Origin of the sequence: Nocardia wallacei, assembly GCF_029869545.1 — a bacterium.
Taxonomy (GTDB): Bacteria; Actinomycetota; Actinomycetes; order Mycobacteriales; family Mycobacteriaceae; genus Nocardia; species Nocardia wallacei_A.
In genome coordinates this window covers 1-12146 of sequence record NZ_JARWQD010000185.1, presented here as the reverse complement: position 1 = coordinate 12146, position 12146 = coordinate 1, and the positions used below count along the sequence as shown (strand labels likewise).

11 protein-coding genes are annotated in these 12146 nt (G+C 68.0%); 7 read left to right on the top strand and 4 right to left on the bottom strand.

Annotation, left to right across the window (positions count from 1 at the left end):
- Nucleotide 1: 1 nt before the first annotated feature.
- Entirely contained in the window at nucleotides 2–919 is a 918-nt protein-coding gene (locus tag QH290_RS15535; RefSeq protein ID WP_280383533.1) for a DNA-binding transcriptional response regulator, read from the bottom strand.
- A gap of 170 nt (nucleotides 920–1089) precedes the next feature.
- Between QH290_RS15535 and QH290_RS15530 the strand changes: the two genes are divergently transcribed.
- Complete coding sequence (locus tag QH290_RS15530; protein WP_280261861.1) at nucleotides 1090–1401, top strand: hypothetical protein; 312 nt, start codon at nucleotides 1090–1092, stop codon at nucleotides 1399–1401.
- A gap of 385 nt (nucleotides 1402–1786) precedes the next feature.
- Complete coding sequence (gene mgtE, locus QH290_RS15525; protein WP_280261859.1) at nucleotides 1787–3193, top strand: magnesium transporter; 1407 nt, start codon at nucleotides 1787–1789, stop codon at nucleotides 3191–3193.
- A gap of 32 nt (nucleotides 3194–3225) precedes the next feature.
- Here mgtE and QH290_RS15520 read toward each other — a convergent pair whose 3' ends face one another.
- On the bottom strand, nucleotides 3226–3630 hold the full coding sequence (locus QH290_RS15520) for a DUF7144 family membrane protein (RefSeq protein ID WP_280261857.1): 405 nt from the start codon (nucleotides 3628–3630) through the stop codon (nucleotides 3226–3228).
- A 271-nt stretch (nucleotides 3631–3901) separates the two neighbouring features.
- On the opposite strand from QH290_RS15520, the gene nrdF reads away from it, so the two are divergent.
- The gene (nrdF, locus tag QH290_RS15515) at nucleotides 3902–4864 is read left to right on the top strand and encodes a class 1b ribonucleoside-diphosphate reductase subunit beta (RefSeq protein WP_280261901.1); all 963 of its coding nucleotides are present in this window, start codon (nucleotides 3902–3904) and stop codon (nucleotides 4862–4864) included.
- On the opposite strand, the gene QH290_RS15510 is transcribed toward nrdF, so the two are convergent.
- Nucleotides 4861–6420 carry an alkaline phosphatase D family protein gene (locus tag QH290_RS15510; RefSeq protein WP_280383531.1) on the bottom strand — a complete coding sequence of 520 codons (1560 nt, stop codon included), beginning with the start codon at nucleotides 6418–6420 and terminating at the stop codon, nucleotides 4861–4863. The genes nrdF and QH290_RS15510 overlap by 4 nt on opposite strands.
- Before the next feature lie 142 nt (nucleotides 6421–6562).
- On the opposite strand from QH290_RS15510, the gene QH290_RS15505 reads away from it, so the two are divergent.
- From QH290_RS15505 to QH290_RS15495, 3 genes are all read left to right on the top strand, one after another.
- Nucleotides 6563–7717: a damage-control phosphatase ARMT1 family protein gene (locus QH290_RS15505; RefSeq protein WP_280261854.1), complete on the top strand. Its 1155-nt coding sequence runs from the start codon at nucleotides 6563–6565 to the stop codon at nucleotides 7715–7717.
- 86 nt (nucleotides 7718–7803) lie between these two features.
- Nucleotides 7804–8196 (top strand): hypothetical protein, encoded by a 393-nt coding sequence (locus QH290_RS15500; protein WP_280261852.1) that lies wholly within the window; start codon nucleotides 7804–7806, stop codon nucleotides 8194–8196.
- Nucleotides 8197–8294: 98 nt separating this feature from the next.
- Nucleotides 8295–8933, top strand: a complete 639-nt coding sequence (locus QH290_RS15495; protein WP_280261850.1) for a DUF1579 family protein — start codon at nucleotides 8295–8297, stop codon at nucleotides 8931–8933.
- 34 nt (nucleotides 8934–8967) lie between these two features.
- Here the strand turns inward: QH290_RS15495 and QH290_RS15490 are convergent, their stop codons facing one another.
- Nucleotides 8968–10050: an ABC transporter substrate-binding protein gene (locus tag QH290_RS15490; protein WP_280261848.1), complete on the bottom strand. Its 1083-nt coding sequence runs from the start codon at nucleotides 10048–10050 to the stop codon at nucleotides 8968–8970.
- 200 nt (nucleotides 10051–10250) lie between these two features.
- Here QH290_RS15490 and ctaD point away from each other — a divergent pair, with 200 nt between their 5' ends.
- Entirely contained in the window at nucleotides 10251–11987 is a 1737-nt protein-coding gene (gene ctaD / locus QH290_RS15485) for an aa3-type cytochrome oxidase subunit I (protein WP_280383529.1), read from the top strand.
- The last annotated feature ends 159 nt before the right edge of the window (nucleotides 11988–12146 follow it).

Here is a 12146-nt window from a genome sequence, read left to right as displayed (position 1 = left end):
GCTAGCCGGGGAGCAGGCCGAGCGCGGCCAGCTCACCGGTGAGTCGGGTGGTCGAGCCGGTGACGAGGCGTGCGCCCGCCTCGGTCGCGCTGTCGCGCCGCGCGGCGGAGATGCCGAACGCGCTGGTGTAGATGATGAGCGGGGCGGAGGTGTCGCGCTCGCGCACCTCCTCCAGCAGGCGGCGCCCCGCATCCGAGACGCGCACGCCGTTCTCGGTGCGGCCCCAGTCGGTCACGACGACGCCGTAGTTGCGTCCCCTGTCCAGCAGGGTCAGTGCCTCCTCCGTGGTCCTCGCGATATCGACGCGCACCCCGTTGCGTTCCAAGCGGTCGACGATGAGGGCGTTGTTCTGCGGCTTGTCGTCCACCCAGAGCACGGCGTTCGGCGCGGGTCCCGGGCGGGCGCTCGGGGGAGGCGGCGTCTGTGGTCCGGACGGTCGCGCTCCAGGCTCCGGCGACGCCCCGGAGCCCGGATCGTCGGAAGCGGGCGCGAATTCGGTTCCCGCAGGCGATGTTTCACTACTGTCGCCCGGTTCTCCGGGTGGCAAACCGGCGTCACCGGCCCACGGGCTGCCCGGTGCCGGTTGCGCATCGGTGAACGGGCCGGGCATCGCGTATCCGGGTTCGGCGGGCGGCAGCCAGGCGTCGGTCGCGGTCGGCGGGGACCAGGGGCGCGGCGCCTTCAGGGCCGCCACCTCCTGCTGCAGCCTGCTCAGCTGCGTCTGCAGGTCGGCGATCATGTCGTCCTGCTGGGCGCTGAGCTCCTTCATGCCGATCTCCTGGCCGCCCACGGTCAGCGTGAACTCGCGGTGTTCGGCCGAGCGGATCACCCGGCCCACCGGACCGCGGAACATCAGCAGCGCCACCAGGAACAGCACCGGCCACAGCAGCGTCGCGACGGAGCTGAGGATTTCTTGCAATGGGTCCCCCGGATCGATCGTCTGTTGTCCACCGGGACAACACATTTCAGACGCGAGCAGATTATCCCCGGTCACCGGCGAGGGCAATGCCGGACGGGAGCGGCGAATACGCCCGTTCCGCAACCGTGGCGTGCGCCCGAGATCGGCCGGTCACGCGGGATACTGGTGCGGTGACGGACTCCGACGAGTACGACAAGGGCGCGGGTATCAGCGGGCAGCTGGAGTCGATCCAGATGTCCATCGGCAATCTCGACGAGCGGTCGATCGCGTCACGACTGATCTCCATGGGCGTCGACATCAGCAGCCTCACCGCCCGCCAGGAATCGGTCGAGAACCGGCTGACCTCGGTGGAACGCCGCTTCACCTCGGTCGAGAACCGCCTGCGGGCCGTCGAACTCGATATCGGCACCATCAAATCCGACATCGCCACCCTGAAATCCGACGTCGCGCAGATCCTCGGCCTGCTGCAGAACCGCGGCTGACAGGTCTTCCGGCACAACGCATTCCGGCGGTCGGCCGCGAGCGCCGGGAGGCGGGAATCATGGGACGCGCCGTGGCGTTGTACTCCCGTCGGCGTGGCGTACCCGGGATTCGAGTATGCTGCATCGGAATGCAATATTGCGTCATCGGCGGATGGGCCGCCGGTGGCTGCGTTCGTCAAAGGGCGGATGACGCACACGAAGACAGCGGCGACGATGAGGAGGTGGGTTGCTATGCGTAGCGAGCCCCCCAGTCGAAGGCCGCGCGGCGTCGCCTTCATGTCCTGCCGATAGTTCGTCGGCGAGAGGGGCGGCGCCCCGCGGTGTGATCTGGTTCCATTCCCGTTCCATGCCGTAGTGCTGCATGCCGTTGTGCCGAGGTTCTGCCATGTCGCCGACCGATCTCTCCGTCGTTGATCCCGTGCTGTCCGCAGCCGAGTCCACCGAGTCGATGCCGCAGTTCCCGCAGGGGGAGTCGCTGCGCGACATCGTCGACTGCCACCGCGTCGACGCCACGCTGGCGTGGCTGGACAACCACCCGCCGCATCTGATCGCCGACGAACTCGCGCGCATGGACGCGGTGCAGGCCGGGCTCGCCTTCCGGCTGCTCGACAAGGACCGCGCCCTGGCGGTGTTCGAGGAGCTCGAGCCGGTCGATCAGCAGCAGATCCTGTCCGGCCTGCGCGGCCAGGCCTTCCGCGAGCTCGTCGAGGAGATGGATCCCGACGACCGCGCCCGGATGCTGCGCGAGGCCCCGGCCAAGGTCGCCAAGAAGGTGCTGGCCGGGCTGAGCCCGAACGAGCGCCGCATGACCGCCGCCCTGCTCGGCTACCCCGAGGGCGCGGTCGGCCGGTACATGACGCCGGAGGTCGTCGCGCTGCCGCGGCAGGTGACCGTCGCCCAGGCGCTGCAGATGGTGCGGGTGAAGGGCGTCGGCGCCGAGACCGTGTACACGCTGCCGGTGGTGGATCTCGGGCGGCGGCTGATCGGGATCGTCGAGCTGCGCGAGCTGGTGCTCAGCGCGCCCGAGGCCATGGTGTCCGATCTCGTGGTCACCGAACCGGTCTTCGCGCGGGCCACCGATTCGGCCGAGAAGGCCGCCCGGCTGATGCGCGAGACCAACCTCATCAACCTGCCCGTGGTCGACAGCGAGGACCGGCTGGTCGGGCTGCTGACCATCGACGACGCGGTCGAGGTGATCGAGGCCGCCGACAGCGAGGACGTGGCGCGGCAGGCCGGTACCACCCCGTGGGCCGGTCACTACATGGCGGCCGGGGTGTTCCAGCTGGCCCGGTATCGGGCGATGTGGCTGATGCTGCTGCTGGTGGCGGCGACCCTGACGGTCTCGGTGACCGACGCCTTCGAGGCCACCCTCGCCCAGGCCGCGCACCTCGCGCTGTTCATTCCGCTGCTGATCGGGGCCGGTGGCAATGCGGGCGCGCAGGCGGCGACGTCGTGCGTGCGCGCGCTGGCCGTCGGCGAGGTCCGGGTGTCGGATCTGCTGCGGGTGATCTGGCGCGAGTGCCGGGTGGGCCTGGTGCTGGGGTCGATGCTGGCGGTGGTCGGCATGATCATCGGTGGCATCTTCGTCAGCGCGCAGATCGCCCTGGTCGTGGGCATCACGCTGATCGTCATCTGCGGCTGGGCGGCGACCATCGGCGGCACCATGCCGCTGCTGGCCAAGAAGCTGCGCATCGACCCGGCGGTGATCTCCGCGCCCATGGTCACCACCCTGGTCGACGCCACGGGGTTGATCATCTACTTCACGACCGCCAAGGTGGTGCTGGGCATCTGAGGAATGGCGCGGCAGCCTCGGCGTGCCGCGCTTCAGTCGCCGTCGGTGGACAGCTGGCGGGCCAGTGCCCAGATCACCAGGACATCGATGGCGATGATGACCAGTGCCCAGAACGGGTACATCGGGGCGAAGATGAAGTTGGCGAGCACGCTGAGCGCGGCCATCACGATGCCGCCCAGGTAGCCCCAGGTCTGCCCGTTGACGATCCCGATTCCGGCGATGACCAGCAGCGCGGCGATCACCACGTGCAGCCATCCCCAGCCGGTGAGGCTGATGCGGAAGATCTCGTCCTCGTCGACGACGAAGACGGCGCGTTCGGCGATGGCGGCGATGCCCGTCAGCAGGTGCATGACGCCTGCGATGAGCAGGAGCACACCGGAGAAGATCGTCCACGAGCTCAGCGAGCTACCGGACCTGGCCGTGCCGGGAACTGCCATTGCACTACTCCTTTCGAACAACACGCGGGTGGTGATCGATCCGAGCGGCATCGCGACGCATTGATGCCGTGTCTGGCAAACTGCGAGCATCCAATAGCGTACGCGGGGTTGATCCCCCGGATGTGTCTCGCCCCACCTCGGCGGCATTTGCACAGGACGGCCGAGACACAAGGTCTTGTGCTGCAAGGGGTTGTCGGCCCCAAGTAGTAGTGTTTTCCCGTACGGGAAATCTGTACGGTCCGGCTAGGTGAGAAGGGTGAGTGAGCGGCGCGTGAAGCTGATCGACCGAGTGTCTGCGATCAACTGGAATCGGGTGCCCGACGAGAAGGATGCCGAGGTCTGGGACCGGCTGGTAGGCAACTTCTGGTTGCCGGAGAAGGTCCCGGTGTCCAATGACATTCCGTCGTGGAACACGTTGAGCCCGCACGAAAAGCAGCTGACCATGCGGGTTTTCACCGGTTTGACGCTGCTGGACACCATCCAGGGCACGGTCGGCGCGGTGAGCCTGATTCCCGACGCGCTGACCCCGCACGAGGAGGCGGTGTACACCAACATCGCGTTCATGGAGTCGGTGCACGCCAAGAGCTACAGCTCGATCTTCTCCACCCTGTGCTCCACCCGCGAGATCGACGACGCCTTCCGCTGGTCGGAGGAGAATCGGAACCTGCAGCGCAAGGCCGAGATCGTCCTCGAGTACTACAACGGTGACGAGCCGCTCAAGCGCAAGGTGGCCTCCACGCTGCTGGAGAGCTTCCTGTTCTACTCCGGCTTCTACCTGCCGATGTACTGGTCCTCGCGGGCCAAGCTCACCAACACCGCCGACCTGATCCGCCTGATCATCCGCGACGAGGCCGTGCACGGCTACTACATCGGCTACAAGTATCAGAAGGGCCTGGAGAGCCTCACCGAGGCCGAGCAGACCGAGCTGAAGAACTACACCTTCGAGCTGCTGTTCGAGCTGTACGAGAACGAGGTCGAATACACCCAGGACCTCTACGACGAGGTCGGCCTGACCGAGGACGTCAAGAAGTTCCTGCGCTACAACGCCAACAAGGCGCTGATGAACCTCGGCTACGAGGGCCTGTTCCCCAAGGACGAGACCGACGTCAACCCGGCGATCCTGTCCGCGCTGTCCCCCAATGCCGACGAGAACCACGACTTCTTCTCCGGCTCGGGATCGAGCTACGTCATCGGCAAGGCCGTGAACACCGAGGACGAGGACTGGGACTTCTAGGCCGGGGGTAAGCGCCGGGTGAACAGGGTCTTGCCGGTGGCGTCGCACAGATTCACCGTCAGCTCCCTGCTCCTGCCGTCGATGACCACCTCGCCGAAGTGCTGGAAGCCGTCCATCGGCGAGGTGTTCTGTGCGGGTGGGGCGTTGACGAAAACGGCTGTGGGGCCGAAGGTTCCGTCGAGATCGTTGGGGCCGAAGGCGCCGGCGTTGAGCGGGCCGGAGACGAACTCCCAGAACGGGTCGAAATCGGTGAAGGCGGCGCGCTCCGGCGAATAATGGTGTGCGGCAGTGTAATGCACGTCCGCGGTCAGCCATACGACGCCGGTGACCTTGTTCGCCTTGATCGCCGACAGCACCCGGGCGATCTCGGTTTCGCGCCCGGACGGCGCGCCCGGGTCGCCGTTCGCCGGACCCTCGAAGGCGGTGGTGCCCGGCTGCTCGCCGTCCTTGACGACCAGGCCCAGCGGCAGATCGTTGGCGATGATCTTCCAGGTGGCCCGCGACTCCCGCAGCGAGTCGATCAGCCACTGAGTCTGCTTGGGGCCGAAGATCTTTCCGTCCGGGGAACGGTTGGCGTCGTTGGCGTCCTTGTAGGTCCGCATATCGAGCATGAACACGTCCAGCAGGGGGCCGTAGGGGATCTTGCGGTAGAGCCTGCCGTCGACGGCCTCGGCGGGGTCGAGGGGCATCCACTCGTGGAACGCCTGCCAGGCGCGCTGGGCCAGCACGTCCATGCTGCGCTCGGTGTAGCCCTTCGACGCGGCGACCGTGCCGCCCGGATACCAGTTGTTGACCGTCTCGTGGTCGTCCCACTGCACGACCTGCGCCACGGAGCCGGAGAAGCGCCGGTAGTTGTCGTCGAGCAGGTTGTAGGCGTACTGGCCGCGGAACTGCTCGAGGGTCTGGGCGACAGCGGATTTCGGCTCGGTGACCACATTGCGCCAGACCCGCCCGTCCGGCAGCGTCACCGTTTCCTTCAGGGGACCGTCGGCATAGATGGCGTCGCCGGAATGAATGAACAGGTGCGGGTCGCGGGCGGCCATGGCCGAGAAGATCTTCATGCCGCCCAGGTCGGGATTGCTGCCCCAGCCCTGGCCGACGACATCGCCCGACCACAGCAGCCGCAGGTCCGACGCCGCGGTGGGGACGGTGCGGAATACGCCCGTGACCGGCTCGGAGGTCGCGCCGCCGTCGCCCTCCAGCGTCACCCGGTAGTGCACCTGCTGTCCGGCGGGCAGTCCCGCCAGCCGCAGGCGTCCGGTGCCGTCGGTGGCCGGGCCGAGCGACGGTCCCTCGAAACGCCTTGTCTCGGTGAAGGATTCGGTGGCCGAGGTCTCCACGATCAGCTTGGCCGGGCGATCGGAGCGGGCCCAGATCAGCGCACCGTCACCGCGCGGATCGCCGACCGCCACGCCGTGGGTGAGGTTCGGCCGATCCCGCACCAGCCCGGGGCCGTCCGACGAGCACGCCACCAGCCCCGGCGCGGCGACGAGCCCCACGGCGGAGGAGCGCAGCAGCGTCCGCCGCGAAATACCGGAGTGCACAGGGTCAGCCATAGATCGCACCCTGTCCAAACCAACGCAACACAACCTGAACGACTGCCGTCCAGCAAACCAACTCTCCCCAACGCAACGAACAGTTCCTCACGTGCGAGGGGTGCGGGAAGTGCGGGGCTCGCCCGGATGACAGGATCGGGGGATGACCGATGCGGCGCAGATTGTGGTCGGAGTTCCGGGGTCGTTTCCGCATGGTGTGTTTCATGAGCGGCATCCCAAGCTGATCGAGCAGGTGATCGGCGCTCATCCGTACGGGCATGCGGAGCAGACGGCGTTGCGGAAGCTGCTGGCCGAGAGCATCGCCGGGGTGATCGAACCGCTCGAGACCGCCGCCGGGGACGATGCGCGATGGCAGGAGTGGGGACGGGAGATGTGGGGGCGGCCGTGGGCCGAGGCGTCCTTCCTGTGGGCGGAGAGCTACTTCTACCGGCGGCTGCTGGAGGCGGTCGGGTACTTCGGATCCGGCGTCTGGCAGGGCATCGACCCCTTCGGGCCCACCAAGGCCGCCGAACTGGCGAGCCCGGCCGTCGCCGAGGAACTGAGCGCGCTCGCCGACCTGGCGGAGGCGCCGGAGGACAGCAGGCGCGACGCCCTGCTGGTCTCGGCGCTGTGGGGCAATCAGGCTGATCTCGGCTTCCAGCTGACGGCGGGTTCGGGTGCGCGGGACGATCGGCTGCTGGTCGACGACAGTCCGGCGCTGTGGGCGGCGCTGGCCGACGCGACCGATCCGGACGTATGCCTGGTCGCCGACAATGCCGGGCGGGAACTGCTGCCCGATCTGATCCTCATCGATCACCTGCTCACCAGCGGTACCGCCGCCCGGGTCACGATCTACCTCAAGCCGCAGCCGTACTACGTCTCCGACGCGACCATGGCCGACCTGCTGGCCGCCGTGCGTGTGCTGCGCGACAGCGATGCGGCCGAGGCGCGGCAGGTGGGGGAGCGGCTGTGGCAGGCGATGAACGAGGGCCGCCTGGTCCCGCGCACCCACGAATTCTTCTGTGCCCCCCTGTCGTTCCACGACCTGCCCGAGGATCTGGCGGTCGAGTTCGCGTGCGCGGCGATGACGATCCTCAAGGGCGATCTGAACTACCGCCGCCTCCTCGGTGATCGCGACTGGCCGCCGACGACGCCCTTCGCCGAGCTCACCGCCTACTTCCCGTCGCCGGTCACCGCCCTGCGCACGCTGAAGTCCGACGTCGTCGCCGGACTGTCCGCCGAGCAGGTCGCCGACCTCGACGCCACCGGCCGGAACTGGCGCACCAGCGGCGAACATGCGCTGATCCAGGTCCGATAGACCGCGACGGACGCGTGCTGACCTGCTCATTCGGCGAAATCCGACCGTCTCGAGACGTGTCATGAACCGCGCGCTAGTATTCGAATATGCGTTCGAACGAGGAGGGTGAGTTACCTCGGACCGAAGGCACCGAGCCCGAGCTGCAATACCCGAACGAGACCGGCTACTACTACCGGGCGCTCACCTATCCGCCGCGCCCGGTGTGGGTCCGCCTCGACGCCCTACTCGTGCGCGATCCCGGGATGCCGCGCCACATCAACGGCGCCGGGCTGGATATGACCGGTGAGCGTCCCGGCACCCTGACGCACTGGGTGCCGAGCCTCAACGGCGACTGGCTGGGCCGGGTGAATTTCGCGATCCCGTACGCGGACGGGCGCCCGCCACTGCACCTGACCGATCAGCTGGTGCCCGCCTACGCGCTGCGTCCGCGCGAGAGCGTGCGCCGTCATCCCGAGGAGAGCCGCGACGTCCCCGGCTGAGAGTCGCTGTTGCGCGCGGCGCACCGGTCGGCTTTGCTTACACAGCCTTCCGGCGACGATCTGTGCCGGAAGTAGGTCTGCACGACAAGGATTCACAGATGAGATCGAACCGATCCCGGATGCTGCTGCCGGTTACCGTCGCCGCCGTGGCGGCGCTGATCGGCGGGTGTTCCAGCGATACGACCTCGGAGCCCGCGCCGACGACGAGCGCGAGCGCCGTCGTCCCACCCGCGCCGCAGGATCCCGGGCATCGCCGACTCGATCAGCTGGTCGGCGAGTGGGACGGGGACAAGTCGACGTTCGTCGCCGGCGGCACCGCCGACAATCCGGTCCGCCGCCGGATCGTGTCGAAGTGGAGCTGGATCGCCAAGACCGGCAACAACTTCCTGCAGGAGGAGGCCGAGGGGCAGCCGGGTGGCGAACCGTACTACCGGTACGGCCTGCTGGGCTACGGCCCGACCGACGACCGCTACGAGTGGACCACCGTCGACAGCGTGACCCCGATGACCATGAGCTACAAGGGTGCCAAGGGGTCCGGCGGTCAGGCCGACATCGTCATGTCGGGCGAGTTCACCGACCCGGGCATCCTGGGCCTGCAACCGGCCGGGCAGACGATCCCGATGCGCACCGAGATCACGCTGGATTCTCCCGACCGCGTGCTCATGGAGATCTTCTTCACTCCACCCGGTCGGCAGGAATTACTCGCCGACCGCGTCGAGCTGACCCGGCGCAAGTAGCGCAAGGCGTTGGCGGACAGGAAATTCCGGCGGCTCAGTCGGTGACGTAGCCGTTGAGGGATTTGGTCAGGTCGGTGAGCATCGCGCGGGCGGCGGTGAGGCCCGTGCCGTGCCAGATCGCGTCGTCGACGGCGAAGTCGCGCTTATCGATGACGGCGCTGACCTTCTCCCAGTCCGGGCCCTTCATCACCTTCTCGCCGTGGGTCTTGCCGTCGGGGCCGTCGAACATCAGGTAGATGATGTCGCCCTCGATCTTGTTGCGGTCGTCGGCGCTCGACAGGCTGCTGACGCTGAACGAGGCGCCGCGCTGCGCGACGGGGCGCTGCACACCGGCGTCGGCGAGCACCTGCCCGGCGAAGCTGTCGTCCCCCTGGACCTGGATGTCGGCCGAGGGCGCGAAGCGGATGACCGAGGCCTGCGACAGGTTTGCCGCGACGGCGCTGCCGGTATCGCGGGCGGCGGTCCGGTAGTCCGCCAGGGCCTTCGCTCCGGCATTGCCGCGGCCCATCGCCTCGGCGTAGGCGGTGAAGGTCGACTGCCAGTTGCCGGGACCCACCTGCACGGTGGGGGCGATCCCGCGCAGCGCATCGGCGCCGCCCGTGCCGCCCAGGATCAGGTCCGGGCGCAGCGCCGCGACCGCCTGGATATCGGGTGCGCCGATGCCGCCCACGCCCGGGATCTTCTGCACCCCCGTGCCCATGAACGTCGGCTGCGGGGTCTCCCCGGCGAGCGTCGCGGCGCCGACCACGCGCTCCCACAGGCCCAGCGCGCACACGGCGTCCAGGGCCGCGGTGTCGAGCACGACGATGCGCTGGGGATCCGCCGGAACCTGCGTCGGTCCGGCCGGTTGCGTCACGGTGTGGGTGCCCGACCGCTGATCCGGCGCCGAGGGCAGCGCGCACGCGGTGCGGGTGTCGCGTTCGATGCCGACCACGGCGGCCCCGGCGATATTGGTGGTGGTGCGCACGATGCTGGCGTCGTCGTGCGACCCCTGGGCGCAGCCCGCGACCAATGCCACCGCGGCGGCCGCGGCCAAGCTACCGGCACGCAAACGCCGAGCGTGGCGGCGGTGGCGGGCTGTGGTGTTTCGGGTGGAGTCGACCTCGATCACCGGCATGCGGGGAAGGGTACACAGCGGCCCCGACATCATCGCAACGGCGACACCCGCGGCGGTCGAATACGACACAGAGTAGGACCGGGCGCGATGCGCTGCGGGAGCACGGTTTACGATGCGTCGTAGCGCATTGTCGTTTGTTTGTGCCGGAAACGGGCGGCAGCCGAACGACCTGCTACAAGGCCATACCTAATGGAGGATCAGTGACTGCTGTAGAGCCCCAGCCAGTCCCGAAGTTGGAAGCGACTCGGCCGTACCCACCACGTCTGGGGCCGAAGGGGTCGTTCATCTACAAGGCGGTCACCACCACCGACCCCAAGGTCCTCGGTGTGATGTACCTGGTGACGGCCATGTCGTTCTTCCTCATCGGCGGCGTGATGGCGCTGCTGATGCGCGGTGAGCTGGCGCGGCCCGGCCTGCAGTTCCTCTCGCCGGAGCAGTTCAACCAGCTGTTCACCATGCACGGCACGATCATGCTGCTGTTCTACGCGACCGCGATCGTGTTCGGCTTCGCCAACATCGTGCTGCCGCTGCAGATCGGCGCGCCCGACGTCGCCTTCCCGCGCCTGAACGCCTTCAGCTACTGGCTGTATCTGTTCGGTGCCTCGATGGCGACCGCGGGCTTCATCACCCCGGGCGGCGCCGCCGACTTCGGCTGGACCGCCTACACCCCGCTGTCGGATATCGTGCACTCGCCCGGCGTCGGCGCCGACCTGTGGATCATGGGTCTGGCCGTCTCCGGCCTCGGCACCATCCTCGGTGGCGTCAACATGCTGACCACCGTGGTCTGCCTGCGCGCGCCCGGCATGACCCTGTTCCGGATGCCGATCTTCACCTGGAACATCGCCGTCACCAGCGTGCTGGTGCTGCTGGCCTTCCCGCTGCTGACCGCCGCGCTCATGGGCCTGGCCTACGACCGGCACCTGGGCGGGCACATCTACGACCCGGCATCCGGCGGTGCGCTGCTGTATCAGCATCTGTTCTGGTACTTCGGTCACCCCGAGGTGTACATCATCGCGTTGCCGTTCTTCGGCATCGTGTCGGAGATCTTCCCGGTGTTCAGCCGTAAGCCGATCTTCGGCTACACGACGCTGGTCTACGCGACCCTGGGTATCGCCGCGCTCTCGATCGCGGTGTGGGCGCACCACATGTACGCGACCGGTGCGGTCCTGCTGCCGTACTTCTCGTTCATGACCTTCCTGATCGCGGTGCCGACGGGCGTGAAGTTCTTCAACTGGATCGGCACGATGTGGAAGGGGCAGTTGACGTTCGAATCACCGATGCTGTTCTCGGTCGGATTCATCGTCACGTTCCTGTTCGGTGGTCTGTCGGGTGTCATCCTGGCCAGCCCGCCGCTGGACTTCCACGTGTCGGACACCTATTTCGTGGTCGCGCACTTCCACTACGTACTCTTCGGCACCATCGTGTTCGCCACGTACGCGGGCATCTACTTCTGGTTCCCGAAGATGACCGGCCGCATGATGGACGAACGCCTGGGCAAGTGGCACTTCTGGGCGACCATGGTGGGCTTCCACACCACATTCCTCGTACAGCACTGGCTGGGCGCCGAGGGCATGCCGCGCCGCTACGCGGACTACCTGCCCACGGACGGGTTCACGCTGCTGAACACCATCTCCACCATCGGCGCCTTCATCCTCGGTGCCTCGACGCTGCCGTTCATCTGGAACGTCTTCAAGAGCTACCGGTACGGCGAGGTGGTGACGGTGGACGATCCGTGGGGTTACGGCAACTCGCTGGAGTGGGCGACGACATGCCCGCCGCCGCGGCACAACTTCTACGAGCTGCCGCGGATCCGTTCGGAGCGTCCGGCATTCGAGCTGCACTACCCGCACATGATCGAGCGGATGCGCGCCGAGGCGCACGTCGGCTGGGGCGGGAAGGCGCACCACGTCAAGGAGCTCGACAAGGTTTCGAGCTAACCGAGATCGAACCCGGGGGGGGGGGGGGGGGGGGGGGGGGGGGGGGGCCGGGGGGGGGGGGCGGGGGGGTGGGGGGGGGGGGGGGGGGGGGGCGGGGGGGGGGGGGGGGGGGGGGCGCGGATTCGGCGGGTTGTCGCGGGGGAGCAGGCTGCTGCTACC